Origin of the sequence: Paenibacillus sp. MMS18-CY102 (assembly GCF_009789195.1) — a bacterium.
In the GTDB taxonomy this organism is placed as follows: domain Bacteria; phylum Bacillota; class Bacilli; order Paenibacillales; family Paenibacillaceae; genus Paenibacillus_T.
This window is the reverse complement of the sequence record NZ_WSTC01000015.1, coordinates 50,797-74,293: the sequence shown is the minus strand read 5'-3', so window position 1 is coordinate 74,293 and position 23,497 is coordinate 50,797. Positions and strand designations below refer to the sequence as shown.

Below are 23,497 nucleotides of genomic sequence, written 5' to 3'. Positions count from 1 at the left end.
AATTAGAGGTGAGCCAATATGGCTAAAAATGATCAAATCGAAAATAACAATGTTTGCCCATGGTGCCATTCCGAAATTGTATGGGATGAGGAAATCGGTCCAGAAGAACATTGCCCGCACTGCAGCAATGAGCTGTCTGGTTACCGCACGCTGCAAGTTGGCATTGATCAAGAGGATTCGGAGCAAGCATACGATGACGAAGTAGCAGGCCAGCATCAGCAGCAAGCTGAAGAAGAGGATGACTGGGCTTCGGAAGATAACAAAAAACAGGCTTTGTCAGGCGATGGTTATCGCCATGCAGGCCGCGTGAATTTTGCAATCGAAGAGTCGGTTCAACGCGTGCTTGACGATCAGCTCGAAATGCCGGAATGCCCTTCTTGCCGTAACTACATGATCGAATTAGGCGTACATAACGTTAGCCGTGACTACTTTAACCCAGCAGTGCCACTTGCAATTGGCAAACCGCTGCTCGAACCGCCATTTGAAACGGTCATGTTCGTATGCCCTGCTTGCTTCGAAACATCAACGAAGCTGACGCTGGAAACGCGTAAGCGGTTAACGGACCTGCTTAAGGAAGAAGCGGATAAGCAATAACAGGCAAGCATGCCTTCCCCCGATTTGGGACAACTTAGCTAGACATGTCACGATTCGGGGAGGAAATGCGGATGGGGACACAAGCCTCAGCCTTGCGTAAGGGCAAGCCCGGCACCAGCACGAAACTGGATAGCCAATCGAAGACGCTAATTGTTGTACATGGGCTTTATGCCGTTGCAAGCGCGCTGTCGGGCACCTTCATTCCAGCGTATCTATGGAAAGCGAAGGAATCATTCGCGAATATCGGTTGGTTTTGTTTAAGCCAATATATTGTAAGCGGGTTGATTTTCTGGTTAGCTGGCAAGTGGGTGAAGGAATACAATAAGATGAATGCTCTGCGGCTCGGCGTTGTGCTGTCGGGCTGCTTTTATTTTACAGTGCTTATGCTTGGGCCTTCCGCCTACAAATGGGTTATTCCGATTGGCATTCTAGATGGCATTGCGCTGGGGCTATTTTGGCTTTCTTATAATATCGTTTATTTTGAAGTAACCGATCCGGGCAATCGGGACCGCTATAATGGCGTTGCCGGGTTATTAGGAGCGGCAGCAGGCATTATTGCACCGTGGGTGTCTGGGTATATCATCACCTCGCTGAAGCAAGAACGGGGATATCAAGTCATATTTACTTCGTCGCTGATCATATTGGGAATTGCCGTCGTCTGTACGTTCTGGCTCAAGCATCGCCAATCATCTGGCACTTATGAATGGCTGCATGGGATTAAGCAGCTTCGCCAGCGAGGCAATCCTTGGCGCAAGTTCACGCTTGCGATTACGATGCAAGGATTAAGGGACGGCGTGTTTATGTTTTTGGTGGGGCTAACGGTTTTCATCGCGACTCGCAACGAGCAGAAGCTCGGCAACTATGCGCTAATTACTTCGTTTGTAGCGCTTATTAGCTTCTGGCTGGTGGGCAAATGGCTTCGGCCGCATCGCCGCAAATACGGGATGCTTGCCGGAGTGCTGTTGCTGACAGCCGCGATTATTCCGCTGTTTTTCGGCATTAGCTTTAAGACATTGCTCATGTTTGGCATTGGGACATCGCTGTTCATGCCGTTGTATATTATACCGGTAACATCAACTGTTTTTGATCTCATTGGCCGAAACGAGCAGTCTGTTCGGGAACGGGAAGAGTTTATCGTGCTTCGCGAAATGGCATTGACGCTCGGGCGTACCATTGGCATGATCGCCTATCTCGTTGTTCTGTCGCGCAATCATTCGCCAGCAGCGATTACGTGGCTGCTGTTTGCCGTAGGCAGCATGCCGATTATTGGCTGGTTTGCGACAAGAAATTTATTGAATCTACAGCCTGAGAAAGGAGAGGATCGACAAGATGCCGAAAACCGTACAATCGATAACGGAGCTAATCGGCGAAACGCCGGCCGTCCGCATTAATCGGTTAACGTCTGAGCAGGATGCGGAAGTCGTCGTAAAGCTGGAAAAATTTAATCCGAGCGGCAGCGTGAAGGATCGTGCGGCTGCTTCCCTTATTGCAGATGCAGAGCGAAGGGGATTAATCCAGCCTGGCAGTACGATCATTGAGCCAACGAGTGGCAATACGGGCATCGGGCTCGCGATGAATGCGGCAGCCAAGGGCTACCGCTTGATTCTTGTTATGCCGGATAACATGTCAGTGGAACGCATTAAGCTGCTTCAAGCTTATGGTGCAGAGGTTGTGCTGACGCCCGCTGCTGAGCGGATGCCAGGCGCACTGCGCAAGGCGATGGAGCTGCAGTCGGAGCGGCCTGGCAGCTTCATTCCGAATCAATTCGAGAATGCTGCCAATCCGGATGTCCATCGCACGACAACAGCTTTAGAAATTTTAAGGCAAACGGAAGGCCATTTGGACGCATTCGTGGCAACAGCAGGAACCGGAGGGACGATAACGGGTACGGGGGAAGCCCTTCGGGAGCATTTGCCCCATCTGCATATTGCAGTGGTTGAACCGCAAGGATCACCGGTGTTATCGGGTGGGAGCCCTGGACCGCACAAGCTTGTTGGAACAAGCCCGGGCTTTATTCCTTCGATATTGAATACAGCCATCTATAATGAAATCATTCAAGTGTCGGATGAGCATGCTATTGAAACGATGCGGTCGCTCGCAAGGCTGGAAGGCTTGCTAGTTGGCCCGTCCTCAGGCGCTTCTGTATGGGCGGCGATACAAGTTGCGAAGCGGCTTGGTGCTGGCAAACGTGTATTATGTATTGCACCTGATACGGGGGAACGGTATTTAAGCATGAACTTATTCGATGTGTAAGGCATGTTTCATGATGTGTAGGGCATAAAGGCAAGGCAAGAAGGTGATGCAGAGGGGGAGGCCCTGCATCACCTTCTTTTTTGCATGTGTTCGATAAGCATGAGCCCGCTGCGATTATTCCCAGTCTTCGAGCTCATTGCGAATAATTTCCTGCCGTTCAACGATATATCTGAGCATAAGCGATGGCTCAGCTGCGAAGACTTGGTATGGATGTTTTCGGGTATAATCCCCACGGATCGCTTCGGCGATCGATTCATGCATCGATTCGATGGCAGGCGTTAAAGCGTCAAGCGTGAAAGCTGTATCCATCAGCTTGAGCAGCAGCGTTTTGTAACGTGAACGGTATTTGCTGAAGCTGAGCAGTTTCTCAGTCACTACATTATAACCCCGGATGTCGACCAGATCGCTGTCGCAGACTCGGCCATAGCAGTTGCGACCCCATGTGCCTTCATAATCCCATGGCAGGATCCGATATCGGCCGTAAGTAGGCGTTTCGTATAAAGCATAATTTTGCTCGAACCCATCATAATTGCCTGTCAGTACCGCACCTGCGAGCCATTTTAAGTAAAAATTCGTATCAAGCCGGTTGCTTAGCAACTTCGCTAAATTGCTGCTTTCGTAACGATTAACCCTGCGAATAAAGGTGACGAGCCGGGTCTGCGTGCTGTCATCGCCGAGCTGCTGCTCGTAGCCGTTAAATAACGAGGATTTGGTTTCATTCGTATCGGGGTCAATGAGGCTGAAATTCGCGTCATCGTTAATGGCATAGATAAGGGATCTCCAGCCAAGACCGCGCGCTTTGAAGAAATTGCGATCAACCGATTCGATTTCCAAATAAACCCCTTGCGGCTCTCCATTCCATGTCAGCTCCATATGCTTTGTCTTCGGTGAGTACACGCCAATTTGGTTGAAAAAATGGAAGGAAAGCGCGTTGCGCATTAATGAAGGGTCATCATATTCGGCGTTCCAGTGCAAAATTTGCGTCGTGCCGCTGCTGCTGCCATAACGAACCTCATACGATTTTTTGGAATAACTCAATGTATGCCCGCCTCGATGGCGCAGCTGCGCATTGTAGCTTTTTCCGTCGAGCTCCAGCTTTACTTGAACGAACTGCTTGCTTCGGGGATACTCCTGCAACTTTTCCCACTCGGACTGTTCAATTGTGATGGAACGTTGCACGACGCCCTGTGACGACGACATAACGGCACCTCCGGACAAAAGATAAAGCCTATCGATATCGATAGGCTTTTGTGCTTACTTACACTATGCAGTTCGTGCTTGTCGCGTCACTGGGTGCAAGCAACTATACTTCGCCGGAACTGCCGCCTGTACGTCCCGGCGAGCCGCCAGTTTGACCGCCGGATTGTCCTGGAGAACCTCCGGATTGACCGCCCGAACCGCCAGTTTGATGCCCTTCAGATCCACCTGTTTGGTGGCCGCCGCTGCCTCCTGTTTGATTGCCTCCCGTTTGGTCTCCAGTTGAATTAGCCATTGCAATTCCTCCTTTATTTGTACATACCTCAATCTATGAAGCGAATCTATTAATCGCGCGGGCGTTCCGTCTATTCTCTCAAAAATAGATCATAATCTAGTACCGCAAGCATACGAGATACATATAAATAGAGTATAAATCGTCACCAAGGATAGATGAACCTAAGGCGAGGTAATGGAGGGATGCAGAACACTTAACGGGGAAAGACAATTAAACGGGCATTAGGTTGGCGTGAAGGTTAGTCGGTTTCTCTGTTCTCGTTCTAAGGTTATCTATCTATCAATTATTTGGAGGGACTTATCTAATGATGTATGGAAACATGTATAACAACTATTGCCGCAAACCGCATCGGTCTTCCGGACACCGGCCAACGCCGGAACAAGAAAACTTCTTAAACGCATTGATCGGCAAGAAAGTTAAAATCAACCGTGGCGGCCCTAACTCGATCGTTGGCCGGTTGCTCGCAGTAAAAAGCGACTACCTCGTTGTAGCAACTTGGGAAGGCATCGTTTACGTTAAAACGGCCCATATCAAATCGATCACAGAGCTTGACGGTACGAGCGGCAGCCGCTCGGGCGGGCATTCGAGCGGACACTCCAGCGGACGTACAGGTGGACGTACGGGCGGACGTACGGGCGGACGTTCTGGCGGACACGGCAGCAAGAAATATATTAATGCAGACAACTTCATGGGCGTACTCAAAGCGCTCAACCAACATTTCGTACAAGTGAACTGGGGCGGCCCTGAGAAAGTAGTCGGCTTCCTGTCCGAAGTGAAAGGCGATCACATCCTCGTCGTTTCGGATCACAAAATCATCAAAATCTTCATCGTGCACATCCAATCGATTAAACTTGAAAACATGCGCTCGCGTGGCAGCCGTTCTGGCCGCTCCGGCGGTTCTGCAGGTGCACAAGGCGTTCAAGGCCAAAAAGAAAACCCAGCAACGAAAGCGGCAACTCCTGTACTCAAAAAACGGACGACGCTCAAACGGCGCATTAGCCGATAATTCGGCGATGTGTCGGTAATGGAATCCGGGTTGGATGATTGTGAAGTCCGGCCCGGATTCGATCCGACGACCTCCTATATGCGGACGACGATACAGGGTGAAAGGAGGGGCCGTATTGTGACGAAACAGCAGCATCCACTAATGAACACCTATGTAGATCTCGAAGTGTCAGGCAAAGCGCTGCCGCTGCGCGGCAAGCTCGTGGATATGGGGCAGGATATTCTTGTCATCCATAATGGACAGCAGTTTGTTTATGTGCCAATTATCCATCTGCAGCAGCTAAGGGCGGTTAGTACGCAGGAAAACTTGAATATAATTGTGCCGCCAGAAACCGTATTTGAACATCCGAACGATCCAATCTCATACCGGAAAATATTGATGAACGCCAAAGGAATGTTCTCCGAGCTTTATATTACAGGCAATCAATCGATCCACGGTTATTTGACTAGCGTCATGAATGATTTCTTCGTATTCTACTCGCCAGTATACCATTCTGTAATCGTGTCATTAACGCATCTGAAATACTTGATTCCTTATAATCCGAATGCAACGCCATACACCTTAACGCCGGAGCAGTTTCCGCTGAAGCCATCGCCGCTCACGCTTGCACGCACGTTCGACCAACAGCTGCGTAAGCTGGTTGGAGAGTTTGTTATACTTGATCTTGGCGAAAACTCGAACAAAATCGGTGTGTTAAAAGGCTTGGACCAAAACATGGTAGAACTCGCAACTGCTGGAGGAAATCCTGTCTTTCTTCATCTGGATCATGTCAAAACGGTACATTTGCCATAACCTTTCTATATTCATGAAATGAAAAAGCCAGTGAAGGTCATGCCTTTCATTGGCTTTTTGCCATACATAATGCACCAGCCCTTGGACATCCTACGAGAGGTGTTCCGATCCATATGAACATGCCAAATAAGAGGAGTGAGTGATACGTGCTGCAACCATTGACAGCCAAAGAATTGGAATATATCGCAGATTCCATGTCCAATGAGGATTTGTTATTGAAGCAAAATGCGGTATTGGCTTCTGCCAGCACCAATCCAGGGCTTCGCCAAACGGCGCAACACTTCATATCCGTTCACCAGCAGCATTATCAAACGCTGCTTCAGGCCCTGCATCAGCATGCTAGCATTGCGCCAACACAGCCCCAAAACTAACAGGCAGGAGGTATAGGAGAAAATGAACCATCATCAATCGCTATTGCCGGACGAGGATTTGGCCAGTACGATTTTATCAGATTTGAAGCGGGTTGTTAGGGAGTATGCGACAGCTGCTACCGAGTCAACTTGTCCGGAGATCCGTAAGCTGTTCACCACGCTGCTAGACAGCACTTTGCAACTGCAAGGCCAAATGTTCACGGTCATGCAGCAAAACCAGATGTATAACACGTCATCGCCTGCGCTTCGCCAAGAAATTGACAAGCAAGGCAGGCAATATGACCAGACGCTGCAAAAAACGTACCAATTCGTACAGCAGCGCCTTAGCCTTCCGCAGCAGCAGCCTGTTTATTATACCGGGCAGCCGCCGGCTGGCCAGCTGCCTTTCCAACAGCAGCCTGTTCCGATCCATCCAACGCCTGTCCATTACAGTTAGCGCCAATTAGCAGCTTCCATATGCCGGAAATCCGGAGTGGGAGCTGCTGTTTTTTGTTTTGCAGTCGTGACGGATTCATTGTAAAATTAAAGCATACGTAAATTGATCCAGGTGTAACCTATGCAACAGTAAAGCATTTTAATGGTTGGAAGGCAGGCTAGAAGGAGGCTATGACGATGAGCGATTTGAAGATGAAAATTTTGGAATTGTTAAAGGAAGACGCTCGGCGTGATGCCGAATTGTTAGCCACAATGCTCGATGTCCAGGTCGACGTTGTCAAACAGGAAATCAAGGAGATGGAAGACGACCATCTTATCGTAAAATATGCTGCCGTTGTCAATTGGAGCAAGGTGCATGATGAAACGGTAACGGCGCTTATTGAAGTCCAAATTACGCCAGAACGCGGTCGCGGTTTCGAAGGCATTGCTGAGCGCATTTATTTGTATCCAGAGGTGAAATCGGTCTATCTGATGTCCGGCGCCTATGACCTGCTTGTTGAAGTGGAAGGAAAGACGTTGAAGGAAGTCGCGTCGTTCGTCTCCAATAAGTTGTCCCCGATTGATTCGGTGCTATCGACCAAAACATTTTTCATACTTAAAAAATATAAACAAGACGGCATCATCTTCGACGAAACCGTTGGTGACCAGCGCTTGATGATTTCGCCGTAAAGGGTGATTGCAAATGATTAAGGACGAACAACAGGCGCCGGTTGCACGGCGCGCATCGGTAAGCGATTATTTGGCGCCACAAGCGAGAGCTTTGAAGCCCTCGGGGATTCGGCGCTTTTTCGATTTGGTGAGCGGGCGCAAGGACATTATTACACTTGGCGTGGGTGAGCCTGACTTTGTAACGCCTTGGCATGTGCGAGACGCATGCGTAGCATCGCTTGAGATGGGCAAGACGCAATATACGTCAAATGCCGGCATGCCGGAGTTGCGGGATGCAATTGCTTCGTATCTTAGCGGACGTTTCCAAGTGAACTATAACGCTTCTGATGAGATCCTCGTAACGATTGGGGGCAGCGAAGCGATCGACTTAGCGCTTCGCGCATTGATCGCTCCGGGCGATGAAATTCTCATTCCGGAACCATGCTATATTTCGTATTCCCCGATCACCTCATTAACAGGCGGCATAGCCGTTGGCGTTGAGACGTTCGCCGAAGATGCGTTTAAGCTTCGTGCACAATCGTTGCAAGCCGCGATTACCCCTCGCTCCAAGGTGCTCATTTTATGTTATCCGAGCAATCCGACGGGCGGCGTCATGACTTACGAAGATTGGCTTCCAATCGCGAAGGTTGTGGAAGACAATGACTTGATCGTCATTTCCGATGAAATCTATGCGGAGCTTTCATATGGCCAGAAACACGTCAGCTTTGCTGCAATGCCAGGGATGAAAGACCGCACGATTCTAGTTAGCGGCTTCTCCAAAGCGTTCGCGATGACAGGCTGGCGGATGGGCTATGCTTGCGGCCATCCTGACTTGATCTCGGCCATGCTGCGCATTCATCAATACACGGTCATGTGCGCGCCGATTATGGGCCAAGTGGCGGCGCTTGAAGCGTTGACCAACGGGATCGAAGAGATGGAACGCATGATCGAATCGTACAATCAGCGCCGGCGTTTAGTGGTGAAAGGCTTCCGGGAGATCGGATTAGAATGCCATGAGCCACAAGGTGCGTTCTATGCATTCCCTTCGATCAAATCAACAGGGTTATCGTCAGAGGAATTCGCTGAGCGGCTATTGAATGAAGCGAATGTTGCAGCGGTTCCCGGCAATGTATTCGGCCTTGGCGGAGAAGGCCATTTGCGTTGCTCCTATGCAACAAGCGTAGCGCAATTGACTGAAGCAATTGAGCGTATTGGCAAATTTGTTCATGGAATCAAGGTTGCAGGCAGTTGACTGACAAAATTTCCTATAAGATCTCAAAAAAGTGTATATTCAATTTGATGCACTTTTGATATAATTTAACATAGGATTTACAATTCTAATTGTGGAATTCGATTACATTGAAAGCAACTTACCAGTAGCAGGGGAGGGAAGGCATTGACGATTGCGGAATCAGGTTTGACGTTGCAAGAGCAACCAAGCACATATCGTACGCGAAAACTGCCCCCATCCGTTCAACTGTTGGAGGAAGAAATCTTCAAGTTGCGGGAAGCGATGGAGCGTACTTATGGTGAAGAAGACACGTTCCAATCCGAAATTGTAATCGAGATGAGCAAAAAGCTAGATATCAAAATAAACGAATATATGAATTATTATCGTTTTAAATGGAATTCACTTAAATAAAGTGATGCAAGCCCCGAAAGGGGCTTTTTCTTTTTTTGGGTGAAGGGAGGTTTGTGATATAGTAGAGACAGTCTGTTATACGCTAGATTGACATCTATTAGTGGAGGGATTTTGTTGTTCAAACGCATGAAAAAAGTGAAATGGATCGCGGCGTTAATGTCGGTTTTATTAACGGCTGTGCTGTTAACAGGTTGTGGAGATGAAGCGGATATTTCGGTATTCGTCATTCCGCCGAAAGGCATGCCGGAAAATCTGGCAACGAAGCTGCAAGAGGAGCTTCAACCGAAGCTTGGAGATAAAACAATCAAGGTGGTCGGCAGCCCAATCTATAATGCGCAGAAGCTGCTTGTTGAGTATATTGCTGGAGAGCATGGCGTTATCGCGCTTCCGAAGCCTGATTTTGAAGCCATGATTGGACAAGGCGGCGGCGTTCCGTTAGAAGGCATTTTTGATGAGAAGGCTTATCCGGATGGCGTTGTGGATGGCGTGATATTGAAGGAAAAGAATGAAGAAGTGAAAGAGAAGCATTTGTTCGGAATCCCTTTGAAACAAGCGGGCATGTTTAAGGAAGCAGGCTTCCCGGCGGAAGATATGTTCCTGATCATTCCAGCTAATGCGCCGGATGTAGCGTTGTCCAAACAGGTCATTAAGGAGCTGGTCAATTCATGAAGTTATATACGAAAACAGGAGATCGCGGCCAAACGTCAGTGAAGGGCGGCCGAGTCATGAAGAATGATCCGCGTGTCGAAGCTTATGGTACGCTGGACGAGCTGAACAGCTTCGTAGGCGTTGCAGCAGCGCAGGCTGCGGCATTGGAGCCGGTGCAAGCATTGGCTGCTGAGCTTGTGGAAATTCAGCAGGAGCTGTTCGACTGCGGGTCCGATCTGGCCTTCGCCTCGCCGGCGGAGGATCATTATAAAGTGACGGCAGATATGACGGCAAGGCTGGAGGGCTGGATAGATGCGCATACGGAGGCTGCGCCGGAGATCCGCCGGTTTATTTTGCCAGGAGGCAGCCCATTATCGGCTTCGCTTCATGTATGCCGAACCGTGTGCAGGCGGGCAGAACGCCAAATCGTGACGGCAGCGGAAGCCCACCAAATGTCGGAGGAAGTGCTCAAGTATGTGAACCGCTTGTCGGATTACTTCTTTGCGGCCGCCCGTTCGGCGAATGCGGCACTCGGTGAAGCGGATACCGAATATGTACGCTCTGCGGAAGTATTTCGCTTGGCACCGCGCAAGGAACAATGAGCGAATCGGATTATTACAAGCCGCTATCGGTGACGGTTGAAGAACGGGATCATGGTCAGCAAGTTCGGACCGTGCTCGAACGCAGATTAGGCGTATCCCGTAAGCTGCTGTCGCGCGTAAAGCTGACCGAGCTGGGGTTGACCGTTAATGGTGAGCGTGTATATACCTCCGATCGCGTGAGTACGGGGGATCTTGTACAGGTGAGGATGGAGAAGGAGCGGTCCGACGATATTTTGCCGGAGCCAATTCCAATTGAGGTTGTATTCGAGGACGATGACCTGCTAATCGTAAACAAGCCCGCTGGCATTATCGTTCATCCTACGCATGGGCACTATACGGGTACGTTGGCCAATGGCGTCGTCCATTACTGGCAGGAACGTGGGGAGATGGTTCGGTTTCGCCCGATTCATCGGCTAGATGAGCATACATCCGGGCTTGTTGTCATTGCCAAAACGCCTTATGTGCACCAGCAGCTATCGGAACAGCTGCAAGCGGGGACGATTGAGAAACGTTACCTTGCATTCGTCTATGGCAATCCGGAGCCAAGCGAAGGAACGGTCAATGAGCCGATTGACCGTGATCCGGAGCGGCCGCATATTCGGATCGTTACGCCGGAAGGCTACTCGTCCATTACACATTATGAAACGGCTGCGAGTTATAATGAAGGAAACGCTTCTTGCGTACGATTAAAGTTGGAAACAGGCAGAACGCACCAAATTCGGGTACATATGAAGTTTTTGGGCTGTCCACTCATCGGTGATGAGATGTATGGCAGGGAAGGTGGGCATGGACCCGCTGATGAAGTGGCTGGCCGGCAAGCGCTGCATGCCGAATCGATTGCGTTCACGCATCCGATGACAGGGGAATGGATGGCATGGAAGGCTGCCCTGCCGGAGGATTTGCAGAGGCTGGCTAATTTTTTGGAAGGATAGGGATATGCGATGGGGAATAGAGGAACGTTAAAATTATATGGATATGCCAAATGCGGCACTTGCCGTTCGGCGGTCAAATGGTTGCAGGCGAAAGGATGGGAGCTGGACCAACATGACCTGTTTGATCAGGCACCAACGATTGAGGAATTGCGGCCGATTGTAGAGCGCAGCGGCCTTGAACTGAAAAAGTTTTTCAACACATCTGGCGAGGTATACAAGGAGCTTGGCTTGAAGGATAAGCTGCCTGGCATGTCCGATGAGGAGCGTCTCGCCCTGCTCGCTTCGAACGGGCGTTTGGTGAAGCGACCCATCGTTACGGATGGTGAACGCGTAACCGTTGGTTTCAATGAAGAGACGTTTGAGCAAGAATGGGGAGCGTAGGGCAGATGGCGGCAAAAAGCTGGCGTTCAGATAAGCTGGGGCGCCTCGGCTCCTCCATATTTGCAGAGGTGGCAGGCTGGAAAGCAGAAGCATCGGCTGCTGGCATCCAAGTCATCGATCTGGGCATCGGGAGCCCGGATTCACCGCCAACGATAGGCGTTCGCAAAGCATTATCGGAAGCTGTGCTGCAGCCGGACCGGTATGCTTATCCATCTTCGCAGGGCAGCATCGCATTCCGGGAACAAGCGGCGGCTTGGCTTGCGCATCGCTTCGGCGTAAATGTCGACCCGGACCGAGAGCTCGTTACGTTAATGGGTTCGCAGGATGGGCTTGCTCATCTTGCACTCGCCGTTTGCAACGCTGGAGATGTAGCGGTTGTGCCGAATCCAGGTTACCCGATTTATTCCGCGGCATTAGAGCTGGCGGGCATTCGTACGGAGCTGTTGCCGCTACGGGCGGACAATGGCTTCTTGCCGGACCTGGACCAAGTACCGGAACGCGTGTGGGAGGAAGCGAAGTTCGTCTTGCTCGGCTATCCGGCGAACCCGGTGACGGCAGTGGCGAACGAGGCGTTTTTCGTTCGGATGATCGGGTTAGCGAAGCAATACGGATTTCTGCTCGTTCATGATTTGGCTTACTCCGAGATGGGGTTTGATGGCGTACAGCCGATGAGTGTGCTGCAATTCGAAGGCGCGAAGGAAGTAGCGGTCGAATTCCACTCCTTGTCGAAGAGCTTCAATATGGCGGGCTGTCGCATCGGTTTCCTCGCCGGCAATGAAACGGCTGTCGGCGCGCTACGAGAGCTGAAAGCGAACATCGATTATGGTGTTTTCGGCGCTGTGCAGGAAGCTGGCATCGTTGCACTGCAAGAAGGAATCTCAGGTTTGATGGAGCCGGTTGGCAAGCTATATGAGCATCGCCGAGATGTGTTTATCGCAGCATTAGCGGCAGAAGGCTGGCAGGTCGAGAAGCCGAAGGCGACGATGTTCGTCTGGGCGCCGCTTCCTCCGATGCAGTGGAAGTTGCCAGATGGCACCGAATGGGACGCTAGACGGATTTCCCGGGAAATGCTTGTCCGGGCTGGCGTTGCTGTCATTCCTGGGGATGCTTTCGGCAGCGAAGGCGCTGGCTTCATCCGAATTGCGCTCGTGGAAGAAGAGGGCAAGCTTCTGGATGCGGCGAAGCGTATCGGCCGGTTTATTCGGGGGGAATAGGCAGGCCAGATCACATATAATGAAGCCTTCGTTCCGTAAGTGGAACGGAGGCTTTTTTGATATGAACGGCAGCTATTTTGCGATGAATGGTCGCATTTTCAATAGAGACCGGATGCTAGACATGATAGAATAGACGACAGGAGGCGAGTGTGCGTGCAAACAAGCAATAAAGTATTAATCGTCGATGGAATGGCCGTGCTGTTCCGTGCTTTCTATGCGACGTCTTATAGCGGTTATATTCGCAAAACATCAACAGGCATTCCGACCAATGCGGTGTACGGCTTTATTCAATATTTCTATGATGCAATTAACACGTTCAATCCTACGCATGTCGTGTGCTGCTGGGACATGGGAAGCAAGACGTTCCGTACGGAACAGTATCCGGCATATAAAGGCAATAGGGGCGAAGCGCCGGATGAGCTAATTCCGCAGTTCGATCTCGTGAAGGACGTTGTGGCTGAGATGGGCATCCCGAACATCGGCATTGTAGGCTATGAAGCGGATGATTGTATCGGGACGTTGGCAACGAAGTTGTCCGTTGCCCATCCAGATGCAGAAGTACTGATTTTGACAGGCGATCATGATATGCTCCAGCTGGTGAGCGAGAACGTGAAGGTCGTTATTATGAAAAAAGGCAAGCTTAATTATGCGGTGTATGATGTTGAGCTTTTAATGGAAGAGAAGCAGTTAACGCCGCTTCAGGTCATTGACATTAAAGGGTTCATGGGCGATACGAGCGATAATTACCCTGGGGTGAAGGGCATCGGCGAGAAATCTGCCCTCAAATTGCTTCTGGAGTATGGCTCGGTTGAAGGCGTATTGGACAATTTGGATAAGCTGCCGAAGGGCGTTAGAAGCAAAATCGAAGCGAATCTCGATATGCTGCACCTATCCCGTGACTTGGCTACGATTCGGTTGGATGTTCCGATTGCGTGCGAGCTTACGGAATGTGTCTGGGAGGTTCAGGTCGAAACGGCAACCCGGAAGTTTGAGGAGCTGGAGTTCGGAGGCTTAGTGAAGCTTCTGGTGCAGGCGTAACTAACGTAGCCAGAGTTCCGCAAGGGTGAAATGAATTTTTCTAACGGACCTCAGAGCCGTTATCCCCCTGCAAAAGTGCGTGTTGCAAATGTAACGGACTCCACAGCCGTTATTTAGCCATTTTGCTGCCTTGTGAGGACGATTTTGACCGAATAGCGGATGCTGAGTCCGTTAGCGCACAAATGTGGCTGATTATGGCCAAATAAGGGCTGCTCAGTCCGTTAAAGTATCCAACAAAACGGGTTTACAAATGAAAGAAGGGTGCCCCACATTATGCATGGGACACCCTTTTTTTGTGCTTTATTGTAACGATTCGATCCTGTTTCTTCTATTATAAATAGATTACGCTTGTGACGTCTCTCTGGCGGATGAAGTCGTAAACTTTCGTTTTGCGAAATTGGCTTTGTTCGTCATGTAATAGCCACAAGCGACGAGTACGCAAAGCGCACCGTTTAAGATGAGCAGCATCTGGTAGTTGCCGAACATATCGTAGAAGATGCCACTTACCAATGCGCCTATAATGCCGCCCGCTTGGTGGAACATGATTAGAATGCCTGTTGCTTTGCCTTTCTCCTCGAACGCGTCATTGGCAATGAGCAGCCCACCTGGTATAGCAGAGAGGTAGGTGATGCCGAACAGGATGGCAAACACATGTGGCGACCAGCTGAGATGGAGGAACAGGACGAAGAAAGCGGCAATCCGTACGGTGTATAGCAGGGCCATGACCATGTTTTTGTTCATGCGGTCCAGCACATAACCGTAGGCGAACACGCCGGTAATTTCCATAATGCCAAGGAGGCTCATGACGAATGCGATGACGGCTGGGGAAACTTCGTTTATTTGATGAATCGTGACAAGGTTCATTTCGACGGTACCCATGTTAAAGCCGCAAGTGAAGAGAGCCAAGCTGATGATGAATAGGAGCGGGTGTTTGAGGAAGTTAGCGAGCCCGACGCCTTGTTTCTTCGGCTTCTTCGTTTTGTCTGCTGGATTAGCGGCAGCTTGTGAAGGTTTAGCCGTTTCATCGGGCGTTCGCATAGCGACGATGAACAACGGAAGTGTCGTAATAAGGCCAAGGACTGCTGTTACGAGGAACGCATCCTGCCAAGTGAGCCACGTATTGGAGACGAAGATAGGCGTACAGATCGCAAGCCCGATGGATGAAGCGCTAGTTAGAATAGCGGTTGCTTTGCCCCGATGGTGTTTGAACCATTGGAAGAGCAAGACGTAGCTTGTCGAAGCGCCGATGCCGGCAAAGCCACTGATAACCCCATAGCCGACATAGAACCAGATCGGGCCGCTTGATAAGCAGACGACCGCAGCTCCTACGATGTTGAAGAGACTGCTAAGAATCAGCACTTTTTTGGCTCCATACTTGTCGACGAGCATGCCTCCGATAGGAGCACAAAAGGCTGTAATCAATAAGTTCGTTGACCAAGCCCCTGCCACTAAACTTCTGGCGATGTGAAAATCATCGGCAATTTGCACTTGAAACACTGCCATAACGAAGCGTGACAGTTTGCCCGAGAAGGCAATGAACCACAAGATCGAAAGCAACATCCAGGCTGACCGTTTTTCCTGAAACCACATTTTCTCCAATTGTAGCATCCTCCCTCATAAAAAGATACTGATCGGTATCTTTATTTTCGAAGTTTAAACATATATGCTGTTAAAGTCAAGTATAAATTTGCAAGCCCAGAGGGGAGGTGTGGGATGAAGAAAGGAGAGCACACGAGGGATCGCATTATCCAACTATCGGCTGCTCTTTTTAACAAGCATGGCTATTCAGGTGTATCCATGAATGAGATCACGCAATCGACAGGCATTCAGAAGGGAGGCATTTATCGGCATTTTGCTAGCAAGGATGAAATCGCGCTGGAGGCATACGATTTTGCTGTGAGCGTGGTTAAAGAAAAACTTCAAGCAGCAATGGAGGGCAAGGTTTCTCACTATGAGAAGCTGATCGCTTTTTTCGAAGTATATGGAAATGTTGTAGACAATCCTCCGTTTGCCGGAGGCTGCCCAATGTTGAATACGGCTGTGGAAAATGATGATGGCAATCCATTGATGCTGGACAAAGCAAGGCATACGTTATGTGCGTGGAAGCAGATGATGAAGGATATCCTTCATGAAGGAATTGAGGCTGGGGAGTTTCGGCCGGATATAGAGGCGCAATCGTTATTTTCTTTCATGATTGCTTCACTGGAGGGCGGCATCATGCTTAGCAAGCTTGAAGGGAAAAACGAACATATGGGGTATGCTACGGAGCACATCTCCGCATATCTCAAACATTACCTGCTAAAGAATAGCAGCGATCCGGTTGAATAAACCGGATTTTTTTTATGCCAATTGAGCGCTAATTCCGGCGGCAATTGTCCCTTTGGGTGACCGCAGTACCCAACCAGTACCCTATATTGGGTATATACGGGAAGTGAAGTCATTCAGTACTATGCAATATAGAAAGTCAAAAGGAGGTAGTAAAATGGCGACTGCTGTAAAACTAGGTATGGATGAGATTATTTCGGTGGTGAAAAGGGTTGTCGAATCAGAGTTTAATTTGGAGCTGGGATCGGATACCGAAATCAGCTTGGATTCGATCGCTATCGTAAAAACGATCGTGCTGTTGGAAGAAGAGTTTGGCTGTAGTTTCGATGAAGATGTTGTCCGCATTGAGCACTTCTCTAGCATCCGCAAAATCAGCCAGCTGATCAGTGAGCTGGAAGAAGAATAGGGCCCTAAAGCTCCTAAAGGAGTGTCGTTGTGATTACGATAACCAAGTATGACTTGAATGACCAGTATCTGAATTGCAGAAGAAACCAGTCACTAAGCTACTTGCACTCGAAGGGCATTCCGATTGACCTGTTATTCTACGGTGCGTACGAGCAGCCGAAGGAAATATTCCATTCCATCTATGATCAGGGGATGAACCGAAACCTTTATCTGGATAAGGTAGCCAATGAGAAGGAATTGGATTTGCTCGACATTAAGACGCACCGCATCCACACAGTCCAGTTCGATTCGATCCGCCATGAAATCGCTGAGGTTTTGGAAAGAAATGATGTAGCTTTATTGTTCGGGGATGGCTACAGGCTTCCCTACAAGCAAAATACGTATAACGTTCGCCATGAGCTGCATTCCATCGTCATTAACGGGATTAACCCGGCAACCGGCCTCTATTGCGTAAGGGATGATATTTACGATGCCGACGTCTATCGCAGCGGCAGAGACTACATCACCTATGAATGTGATGCAGAGACCATATCCTCCTTTTACGATAATGATTTCGACTTCGGTTCGCATGAGACGTTGGAGTCCAAATGGGATGCTATTTATTACGAGAGCCATTTCAACAGCGAGAAACCCTATTTGCAAGATGTTTTCTATCCCCGTTTTGAACAGATGCTAAGCCATTTAAGTATGGATTTTGAGTTGTATGCCGAAATTCCGGATCTTATTGCAAATGCGAGCATTGACCAGCCTCTACAGCAAGATGACCGTTTGCTTCAGTTTATTACCATTCTTATTGGCTCCAGAAAACATTTCATGCAGTTTCTGCAACGGATTGAGTCCGTTAATGTCGATACTATTGCCTTGTTTGATCAAATTACCGGATATTTGGAATCCATTCGTTATTCTTTCATTAAGAAAAACATGACGGGAAAGTTGGATATGGCAAAGTTAAAAAACAAATGCGATCTGCTAAAAAACGATGAAGAGTCAGCACTCTATTCCTTGCAAAGGTCTATTGCTGTCAATCGATGAGAGGGGATTATTTGATGGAAAAGCAAGTTTTTGATGTTGCAATAATTGGCTCCGGCGTTGCCGGAGCCACGCTCGCAGCGGTATTGGCAAGGCATAATGTCAAGACGCTGGTACTCGATGGCGGGATGCACCCGAAGTTCGCCATCGGTGAATCGATGATCCCAACAACCTCTTTCTATATGCGTTCGATTGCTGAACGTTATGACGTGCCCGAGATTATGAACTGCAGCACACTGCCGCTCCTTCGCGACAACATCTCGTCCATGTGCGGGATTAAGCGGAACTTTTCATTCGTTTATCACCGCCCGGGCGAAGCCCAAAATCCGAAAGAAATGACGCAGCTGCCAGTTCCGAATATTCCATACGGCGCAGAGGCTCACTTGTACCGCCAGGATACGGATGCTTACCTGCATGCGGTTTCGGTTCGCTACGGCGCTATCGTCAAGCAGAGAACGATGGTTAGCAATCTCACGTTCGAAGAGGATCAGGTCGTTATCGAAACGTCGCAAGGCACGTTCTATGCGAAGTTTTTGGTCGATGGCAGCGGCATGCAGTCCGTTCTGGCGAAGCAGAAGGGCCTTCGTGAAGAGCCGACACGGATGAAGGCGAACACGGGATCGATTTTCACCCATATGATCGACGTAGCGCCTATGGATGAGTTTTACAAAAAAGGTGAACTTGATGTGCCGAGCCCATTACATAAAGGGACGCTTCATCATATTTTTGATGGCGGCTGGCTGTGGGTCATTCCGTTCAACAACCATAAAGATGCGAAAAACCCGCTGGTGAGCGTAGGGCTCCAATTCGACCACAAACGGCTGGACAAACTGCCATTCGACATTAACCTGCCACCAGAAGAAATGTTCGCAGCGTTCTTGGACAAATTCCCGGATGTAAAAAAACAATTCGCGAATGCGAAGCCGGTTCGCGACTGGGTGAAGGTTAACCGGCTGCAATATTCGGCGCATTCGGTTATCGGGCATCGTTACTGCTTAATGGCGCATGCCGCTTGCTTCATCGATCCGCTGTTCTCGCGTGGCCTCGCGATCACGTCTGAGACGATCTTCTCGCTGGCGCAGCAATTGATTGACGCGACGAAAGAAAACGACTTTAACGTTGAGCGGTTCAGCCGCGTTGGCGACATCATTTCGAAATCGTTTGACACGAACGATCGCTTAGTTAACTGTTCCTACATTGCGTTCCGCGACTTCGAGCTGTGGAATGCATGGTACAGAGTGTGGACGCTGGGACAAGCTTACACGTCTTTGCGCTTCACGCAAGTATTGTCCAAATATTACAAAGGTGACAAGGAAGGCTTGCTGCAGCTGGAGCAGCATCCATTCGTCGGCTCTCTCTGCGGCGATCTTCCAGAGTTCCAAGAAACCTTCGATAAAGTGGCGACGATCTTGGAAGCCGTTGGCGACGATGAGCTGGATGTACAATCGGCTATTACGCGAATCTACCAAATCTATTCGGAAATTGATTATGTGCCAGAGCAATATGAGCTGACGAACCCGGACCGCCACTATATTTCCAAAATGGATGGCAAAGCGCTGCTCGATATCGTTGAGTGGGGCACAAAAATCGGGCCAGAACGCAATCGCAAGCTGTACTTTGACATGGATAATAGCACGAGCGGCAGCTTAACACTCGTTTAACTTAACGATACTTTAATGAAGCAACACTTCGTGGGCCCTTCCTTGGGGGGAGGGCCCGCGAAGAAGGCCGATAACGTTTAGAACAGATTGGAGGGATATTATGGATACCCGCAGCCTTCTAAAGGAGCTGATTATTGAAGCTTCAGATCACAACGTGACGATGGAAGACTTGGAACGAGTAGGCGATTCCATCAAGCAGCTGGGCCTTGATTCGCTGGTGAAAATTCGTCTCGTCGTATTAATAGAAGAGAATTTTGATTTGAACATCGATGTGGAAGAGGTTAGCTCGGAAGTGTTCGATCAATTATCTGCGCTGCAGCAATATGTTGAGAGCGGAAACGAAAATATGACTTTGTCGATATAGAGGTGGCCTGTGATGAACGAGGTGAAAGATAAAAGTGAGGTAGCCTTCATCGATGCAATGGTCTATGCGTCCAAAATTTTATATTTGGAAGGGCATAACGACATTAATAACGGGCAAATTTCGTTTCGGGACGGCCAATCGATTTGGATTAGGCGGGCGTTTATGGGCTGGGAAGAAACGGGCCATGACGATTTTATCAACATTGATCTAGATGGCAACCGGATTGCGGGCGAAGGCATCATTCCAGCAGAATGGCCGCTGCATACCGAAACCTATCGGGCAAGGGAGGATGTAAATTGCATCATTCATTCCCATCCCCCGTATGCCATGATTTTCAGTGCGACGGAGCTTGAATTAAAGGCGGTCACGCATGATGCTACGCCGGTCATTGATACAACCCGGTTTACGTTAACGACGAATACGGTGACGAACAAGGGGATCGCACAAGAGGTCGCCAAGGCGTTGCACAAAAGCAATACGATGCTGCTCAAAAACCACGGCATTGTAGCGGCTGGAAAATCGATCCCGGAGACGGTCTGCTGGGCGATCGCATTAGAAAATGCTTGCAAGCTGCAATTGTTAGCGGAGTCTACTGGCGTTCCTTACGGTTCGTCCGAACCCCATGAAGTGAAGATGAAGAAGAAGATTATTTTTGGAACGACAGCGCTTCGTGAGTACTGGGCGTATTGGTGCAGGAAAGTTGATTATCATTTTAATCAATCAAGGGGGACGAGCCTGTGATCAAATCTCCAATGATCGTAGATGATCTGCTCGCCATCTTCCAGAATTACAAAGGGTACGAGTACATTGGCAGCAGAGCAAGCAAAAGCCCGAAGCCAGAACGGTTCAAAAGCTATCAAACTCCGTATTTTCGCTTAAAAACAACCCTCTACAACGATGATCTGGAAAACATCAGTTTTACGAACGGGGCAAACCTGCTGGAAAAAATATTGCTGCCCTCGTTCGGGATGAGCTCGGTTAAGTTTTACGGGCACCAATCAGAGATCTTGTTATCCTATCCGTCGGCCGGCGGGTGTTATCCTATGGAGATTTACCTCGTTTCATCTCGATTAGATGGGGTAGACAAAGGCGTCTACTACTATTCCATTCCGAATCATTCATTCTATAAAGTGAATAATCAAGATTCGGTTTACTTATTGAACGAATCGTTGCTGGAAGAGCATCAGGATGCCGATTTTTACTTCATTATTACAGCCTACCACTGGCGCAGCTGCTGGAAATATTCCAATCGCGGCTACCGGTTTGGCATAATTGAGACCGGCCATGTACTGTCGAATTTCCAATATGTATTAAAGAGCCTAGGGTTAGATTTCTCCTCCTACACCGTATGCAAGGCGAATTACTTGCGGACGCTGCTGTCGATCGATAACTTCGAGGAACCGTTCGCTGTCATTGCAGTCAACATCCCGAATAAAGAAGAGCAAGGACAAGGCCGTAAACGGACGATGGATTTGAATACGAAGCTGGCTGCAACGGCTTCTGGAACAATCGATCAAGGGGCAATTGCGTTCGACTGGACTGCGATTCTGAATTATCAGGACAAAGTAAACCAGTCGATCAAGCGGCCCTCCGAGCAATGGCTGCAGCAGTATCAAGTGCCCGAGCAGTGGGGGTATAAAGATACGATCAAGCTCCTTTACCAAAGAAGGTCTAGTGCGCGCTATAGCAACACCGAGTTATCCTATGCTGATTTTATGAGCCTAACCCAATACGTTCAGACAGATCAGTTACAAATCAAAACGTATGCGATCGTTCATGCTGTACAAAATATGCAGCCGGGCGTTTACCACATAGATGGGGTTCCGAGCCTGATCAAAGCAGGCGAATTCAGGGACATCTCGACTAAGCTTTGTATCGATCAACAATTCGTATACGACTCTTCCGTCCTATTCTTCTTTGCCATTGACCGTTCCGCGATTGCGGATTCCGACTATTATCTGTACCAGAAGCAGCTGATCGAGTCGGGCATTTTGAGCCAAAACCTTTACTTAAAATCGCTCGAATATAAGATGAGCTATTCCGCGATTGGCGGCTATTATGATGACGATGCAAGGGTGTTTATGGAGCTGCCTGCGCATATGGAAGTGATCTATGCAGGAACTTTAGGCATGGAAAGCGACCAAATCAATTCGTTGAAGCGGGACCGTTATTATTTGAACCAATCAACGCCTGTGCAAGATGTGGTTGAATCGCATGCGAATGAAAACAGCATTTCGCAAAGCATGATTATTTCGAAGCTATATGGCGCTGTTCTCGAAAATGGCGATCGAATCGCGATCCGATACGATCAACAAGCTTACACCTACAAGGAAATGTGGAGCCGTATCGCCGCCCGGGGCGCATGGCTGAAAGAGCAACTGCCGCTGAAGGGGCTTGTCGGGCTAAGCATGAAAAACTGCGCGGACTATTTGTTCACCTATTATGGCCTGCTGCTTGAAGGGTATCTCCCGATGCTCATCGACCACACCTTCACTCGGGATGAAATGAACTCGCTATGCGACTATTATCACATACCGGCCGTCGTTAGCTTAACCGCTACTAACGAGCTTTGCGTCGAGCAAGTGCTGCCGGAAGAGCTGTTCCTCACATCGCCATTGCTAGAGCAGCTAACGGATGTGGCAACCTGCCGGTTTTCCTCCGGAACGACAGGCCGTCCCAAATGCCTGATGTTTACGGAAGAAGCAATCGTGAATGCCGGATTGAACTGGGCGAAAGCGACGAGCATCACACAGCAGGACAACGTATTATGCACGGCTTTATTCCATAATGGATTGGCTTTCAATACGTCTTTCCTTGCGGTATTCCTGTCGGGCGCTACCCTTCATATCCAGAAGCAAATTACACCGAAATCGATTTGGGAAATCGTCAGCAACCAAAATATTTCGATATTGGTCGCTTTCCCGGTCGTCTATGACCTGCTGAACCAATCGAAGTTTTGTAACAGCAATCATGGATTGAGGCTCTGCTTATCTTCGTCGGCGCCTTTGCATCACGCGATTAAAGAAGCATTCACCGCCAAGGTGGGGCTCGATATTTGCGACTATTACGGCATTGTCGAATGCGGCCCTTGTACGTTCAACGATGGCAGCAAACCTTTATCGCAGGGCATTCCGGTACCTGGCGTTTCGTTCCGAATCGTCGATGAGCAGGGCAAGGAGCTTGAAGAGGGGGCGACGGGCTTCGTTCACATTAAGTCCCAATCGATGTCTAAAGGCTACCTTAAAGGCGATGTCGAGTTCCAAGTGACGCCGGACGGTTATTACCAAACATCAGATCAAGGTTATCTAGATGGCGGCTACCTCTATATTAATGGGCGCACTTCGGACCTGATCAATGTCGCGGGCAAGAAAGTAGATCCCGTTGAGATCGAGAACGTGCTGCTCAAGCTGGAATTTATCCGTGACGCAGCCGTCGTCGGCGTAATGAATGAGCGGCAAACGACCGAGTTCCCCGTCGCTTACATCGTGACTGAAGCCAGCTTTGATCTGGATCTCATTATCGCGTACTGCCAACAATACCTCGCTCCATTCAAGCTGCCGCAAAAAATTATCGCGATTTCCGAGATTCCTCGCAGTGGCGTTGGCAAAATCAAACGGAAGCAGCTCGTTGAAGACTTCCTTAATTCGAATAGAAAATAGGTGCTA

At 49.2% G+C, this 23,497-nt stretch carries 26 protein-coding genes; 23 read left to right on the top strand and 3 right to left on the bottom strand.

Going from position 1 to position 23,497, the window contains the following annotated elements:
- The first annotated feature begins 18 nt into the window (after positions 1-18).
- From GON22_RS12930 to cysK, 3 genes are all read left to right on the top strand, one after another.
- Positions 19-594, top strand: coding sequence for a hypothetical protein (locus tag GON22_RS12930; RefSeq protein ID WP_160396513.1), 576 nt, complete (start codon positions 19-21; stop codon positions 592-594).
- Positions 595-665: 71 nt separating this feature from the next.
- The gene (locus GON22_RS12925; RefSeq protein ID WP_160396512.1) at positions 666-1,985 is read left to right on the top strand and encodes an MFS transporter; all 1,320 of its coding nucleotides are present in this window, start codon (positions 666-668) and stop codon (positions 1,983-1,985) included.
- Positions 1,924-2,847: a cysteine synthase A gene (gene cysK, locus GON22_RS12920; RefSeq protein WP_160396511.1), complete on the top strand. Its 924-nt coding sequence runs from the start codon at positions 1,924-1,926 to the stop codon at positions 2,845-2,847. The genes GON22_RS12925 and cysK overlap by 62 nt, the downstream gene beginning before the upstream one ends.
- Positions 2,848-2,961: 114 nt before the next feature.
- Here the strand turns inward: cysK and GON22_RS12915 are convergent, their stop codons facing one another.
- Together GON22_RS12915 and GON22_RS12910 are read right to left on the bottom strand one after the other, a co-directional pair.
- Positions 2,962-4,047, bottom strand: coding sequence for a CotH kinase family protein (locus GON22_RS12915; RefSeq protein WP_160396510.1), 1,086 nt, complete (start codon positions 4,045-4,047; stop codon positions 2,962-2,964).
- Between the two features lie 103 nt (positions 4,048-4,150).
- The gene (locus GON22_RS12910) at positions 4,151-4,339 is read right to left on the bottom strand and encodes a hypothetical protein (RefSeq protein WP_160396509.1); all 189 of its coding nucleotides are present in this window, start codon (positions 4,337-4,339) and stop codon (positions 4,151-4,153) included.
- 304 nt (positions 4,340-4,643) lie between these two features.
- Between GON22_RS12910 and GON22_RS12905 the strand changes: the two genes are divergently transcribed.
- The 13 genes from GON22_RS12905 (at position 4,644) to GON22_RS12845 (ending at position 14,048) form a co-directional block, all read left to right on the top strand.
- Positions 4,644-5,345, top strand: a complete 702-nt coding sequence (locus GON22_RS12905) for a hypothetical protein (protein ID WP_160396508.1) — start codon at positions 4,644-4,646, stop codon at positions 5,343-5,345.
- A 117-nt stretch (positions 5,346-5,462) separates the two neighbouring features.
- Positions 5,463-6,137 (top strand): DUF2642 domain-containing protein, encoded by a 675-nt coding sequence (locus GON22_RS12900; protein ID WP_336604304.1) that lies wholly within the window; start codon positions 5,463-5,465, stop codon positions 6,135-6,137.
- A 146-nt stretch (positions 6,138-6,283) separates the two neighbouring features.
- Complete coding sequence (locus tag GON22_RS12895; RefSeq protein ID WP_202113225.1) at positions 6,284-6,508, top strand: hypothetical protein; 225 nt, start codon at positions 6,284-6,286, stop codon at positions 6,506-6,508.
- Positions 6,509-6,530: 22 nt separating this feature from the next.
- Positions 6,531-6,944, top strand: coding sequence for a spore coat protein (locus GON22_RS12890; RefSeq protein ID WP_160396507.1), 414 nt, complete (start codon positions 6,531-6,533; stop codon positions 6,942-6,944).
- A gap of 176 nt (positions 6,945-7,120) precedes the next feature.
- A complete protein-coding gene (locus GON22_RS12885) occupies positions 7,121-7,612 on the top strand; it encodes an Lrp/AsnC family transcriptional regulator (protein WP_442954375.1) in 492 nt (163 codons plus the stop codon).
- Between the two features lie 13 nt (positions 7,613-7,625).
- Positions 7,626-8,843: an aminotransferase class I/II-fold pyridoxal phosphate-dependent enzyme gene (locus tag GON22_RS12880; RefSeq protein ID WP_160396505.1), complete on the top strand. Its 1,218-nt coding sequence runs from the start codon at positions 7,626-7,628 to the stop codon at positions 8,841-8,843.
- A 144-nt stretch (positions 8,844-8,987) separates the two neighbouring features.
- The gene (locus GON22_RS26065; RefSeq protein WP_237179138.1) at positions 8,988-9,233 is read left to right on the top strand and encodes an aspartyl-phosphate phosphatase Spo0E family protein; all 246 of its coding nucleotides are present in this window, start codon (positions 8,988-8,990) and stop codon (positions 9,231-9,233) included.
- Positions 9,234-9,347: 114 nt separating this feature from the next.
- On the top strand, positions 9,348-9,902 hold the full coding sequence (locus tag GON22_RS12870) for a hypothetical protein (RefSeq protein ID WP_160396504.1): 555 nt from the start codon (positions 9,348-9,350) through the stop codon (positions 9,900-9,902).
- Positions 9,899-10,483: a cob(I)yrinic acid a,c-diamide adenosyltransferase gene (locus tag GON22_RS12865; RefSeq protein ID WP_160396503.1), complete on the top strand. Its 585-nt coding sequence runs from the start codon at positions 9,899-9,901 to the stop codon at positions 10,481-10,483. Before GON22_RS12870 ends, GON22_RS12865 begins: the two co-directional genes overlap by 4 nt.
- Positions 10,480-11,415, top strand: coding sequence for an RluA family pseudouridine synthase (locus GON22_RS12860; RefSeq protein WP_202113220.1), 936 nt, complete (start codon positions 10,480-10,482; stop codon positions 11,413-11,415). The genes GON22_RS12865 and GON22_RS12860 overlap by 4 nt, the downstream gene beginning before the upstream one ends.
- Before the next feature lie 9 nt (positions 11,416-11,424).
- On the top strand, positions 11,425-11,796 hold the full coding sequence (locus tag GON22_RS12855) for an arsenate reductase family protein (RefSeq protein ID WP_160396502.1): 372 nt from the start codon (positions 11,425-11,427) through the stop codon (positions 11,794-11,796).
- Positions 11,797-11,801: 5 nt separating this feature from the next.
- On the top strand, positions 11,802-13,010 hold the full coding sequence (locus GON22_RS12850; protein ID WP_160396501.1) for an aminotransferase class I/II-fold pyridoxal phosphate-dependent enzyme: 1,209 nt from the start codon (positions 11,802-11,804) through the stop codon (positions 13,008-13,010).
- Positions 13,011-13,163: 153 nt separating this feature from the next.
- Complete coding sequence (locus GON22_RS12845) at positions 13,164-14,048, top strand: 5'-3' exonuclease H3TH domain-containing protein (RefSeq protein ID WP_160396500.1); 885 nt, start codon at positions 13,164-13,166, stop codon at positions 14,046-14,048.
- A gap of 342 nt (positions 14,049-14,390) precedes the next feature.
- Here the strand turns inward: GON22_RS12845 and GON22_RS12840 are convergent, their stop codons facing one another.
- On the bottom strand, positions 14,391-15,638 hold the full coding sequence (locus tag GON22_RS12840; RefSeq protein ID WP_237179144.1) for an MFS transporter: 1,248 nt from the start codon (positions 15,636-15,638) through the stop codon (positions 14,391-14,393).
- A gap of 123 nt (positions 15,639-15,761) precedes the next feature.
- Between GON22_RS12840 and GON22_RS12835 the strand changes: the two genes are divergently transcribed.
- From GON22_RS12835 to GON22_RS12805, 7 genes are all read left to right on the top strand, one after another.
- On the top strand, positions 15,762-16,376 hold the full coding sequence (locus tag GON22_RS12835; RefSeq protein ID WP_160396498.1) for a TetR/AcrR family transcriptional regulator: 615 nt from the start codon (positions 15,762-15,764) through the stop codon (positions 16,374-16,376).
- Between the two features lie 154 nt (positions 16,377-16,530).
- Entirely contained in the window at positions 16,531-16,779 is a 249-nt protein-coding gene (locus GON22_RS12830) for a phosphopantetheine-binding protein (RefSeq protein ID WP_160396497.1), read from the top strand.
- Positions 16,780-16,808: 29 nt separating this feature from the next.
- A complete protein-coding gene (locus tag GON22_RS12825; protein ID WP_160396496.1) occupies positions 16,809-17,810 on the top strand; it encodes a hypothetical protein in 1,002 nt (333 codons plus the stop codon).
- A gap of 14 nt (positions 17,811-17,824) precedes the next feature.
- On the top strand, positions 17,825-19,468 hold the full coding sequence (locus GON22_RS12820; RefSeq protein WP_160396495.1) for an NAD(P)/FAD-dependent oxidoreductase: 1,644 nt from the start codon (positions 17,825-17,827) through the stop codon (positions 19,466-19,468).
- A 100-nt stretch (positions 19,469-19,568) separates the two neighbouring features.
- Positions 19,569-19,832, top strand: coding sequence for a phosphopantetheine-binding protein (locus tag GON22_RS12815; RefSeq protein ID WP_160396494.1), 264 nt, complete (start codon positions 19,569-19,571; stop codon positions 19,830-19,832).
- Between the two features lie 12 nt (positions 19,833-19,844).
- The gene (locus GON22_RS12810; RefSeq protein ID WP_160396493.1) at positions 19,845-20,573 is read left to right on the top strand and encodes a class II aldolase/adducin family protein; all 729 of its coding nucleotides are present in this window, start codon (positions 19,845-19,847) and stop codon (positions 20,571-20,573) included.
- A complete protein-coding gene (locus GON22_RS12805) occupies positions 20,570-23,491 on the top strand; it encodes an AMP-binding protein (RefSeq protein WP_336604303.1) in 2,922 nt (973 codons plus the stop codon). Before GON22_RS12810 ends, GON22_RS12805 begins: the two co-directional genes overlap by 4 nt.
- Positions 23,492-23,497 lie beyond the last annotated feature (6 nt).

What these genes read in the sequence shown, in the direction of transcription:
- GON22_RS12860 (WP_202113220.1), top strand. Translation starts at nt 10,480, where the DNA reads ATGAGCGAATCGGATTATTACAAGCCGCTATCGGTGACGGTTGAAGAA.
- GON22_RS12905 (WP_160396508.1), top strand. Translation starts at nt 4,644, where the DNA reads ATGATGTATGGAAACATGTATAACAACTATTGCCGCAAACCGCATCGG.
- GON22_RS12855 (WP_160396502.1), top strand. Translation starts at nt 11,425, where the DNA reads ATGGGGAATAGAGGAACGTTAAAATTATATGGATATGCCAAATGCGGC.
- GON22_RS12885 (WP_442954375.1), top strand. Translation starts at nt 7,121, where the DNA reads ATGAGCGATTTGAAGATGAAAATTTTGGAATTGTTAAAGGAAGACGCT.
- cysK (WP_160396511.1), top strand. Translation starts at nt 1,924, where the DNA reads ATGCCGAAAACCGTACAATCGATAACGGAGCTAATCGGCGAAACGCCG.
- GON22_RS12915 (WP_160396510.1), bottom strand. Translation starts at nt 4,047, where the DNA reads ATGTCGTCGTCACAGGGCGTCGTGCAACGTTCCATCACAATTGAACAG.
- GON22_RS12850 (WP_160396501.1), top strand. Translation starts at nt 11,802, where the DNA reads ATGGCGGCAAAAAGCTGGCGTTCAGATAAGCTGGGGCGCCTCGGCTCC.
- GON22_RS12910 (WP_160396509.1), bottom strand. Translation starts at nt 4,339, where the DNA reads ATGGCTAATTCAACTGGAGACCAAACGGGAGGCAATCAAACAGGAGGC.
- GON22_RS12890 (WP_160396507.1), top strand. Translation starts at nt 6,531, where the DNA reads ATGAACCATCATCAATCGCTATTGCCGGACGAGGATTTGGCCAGTACG.
- GON22_RS12810 (WP_160396493.1), top strand. Translation starts at nt 19,845, where the DNA reads ATGAACGAGGTGAAAGATAAAAGTGAGGTAGCCTTCATCGATGCAATG.
- GON22_RS12865 (WP_160396503.1), top strand. Translation starts at nt 9,899, where the DNA reads ATGAAGTTATATACGAAAACAGGAGATCGCGGCCAAACGTCAGTGAAG.
- GON22_RS12835 (WP_160396498.1), top strand. Translation starts at nt 15,762, where the DNA reads ATGAAGAAAGGAGAGCACACGAGGGATCGCATTATCCAACTATCGGCT.
- GON22_RS12930 (WP_160396513.1), top strand. Translation starts at nt 19, where the DNA reads ATGGCTAAAAATGATCAAATCGAAAATAACAATGTTTGCCCATGGTGC.
- GON22_RS12840 (WP_237179144.1), bottom strand. Translation starts at nt 15,638, where the DNA reads ATGTGGTTTCAGGAAAAACGGTCAGCCTGGATGTTGCTTTCGATCTTG.
- GON22_RS12880 (WP_160396505.1), top strand. Translation starts at nt 7,626, where the DNA reads ATGATTAAGGACGAACAACAGGCGCCGGTTGCACGGCGCGCATCGGTA.
- GON22_RS12815 (WP_160396494.1), top strand. Translation starts at nt 19,569, where the DNA reads ATGGATACCCGCAGCCTTCTAAAGGAGCTGATTATTGAAGCTTCAGAT.
- GON22_RS12830 (WP_160396497.1), top strand. Translation starts at nt 16,531, where the DNA reads ATGGCGACTGCTGTAAAACTAGGTATGGATGAGATTATTTCGGTGGTG.
- GON22_RS12925 (WP_160396512.1), top strand. Translation starts at nt 666, where the DNA reads ATGGGGACACAAGCCTCAGCCTTGCGTAAGGGCAAGCCCGGCACCAGC.
- GON22_RS12820 (WP_160396495.1), top strand. Translation starts at nt 17,825, where the DNA reads ATGGAAAAGCAAGTTTTTGATGTTGCAATAATTGGCTCCGGCGTTGCC.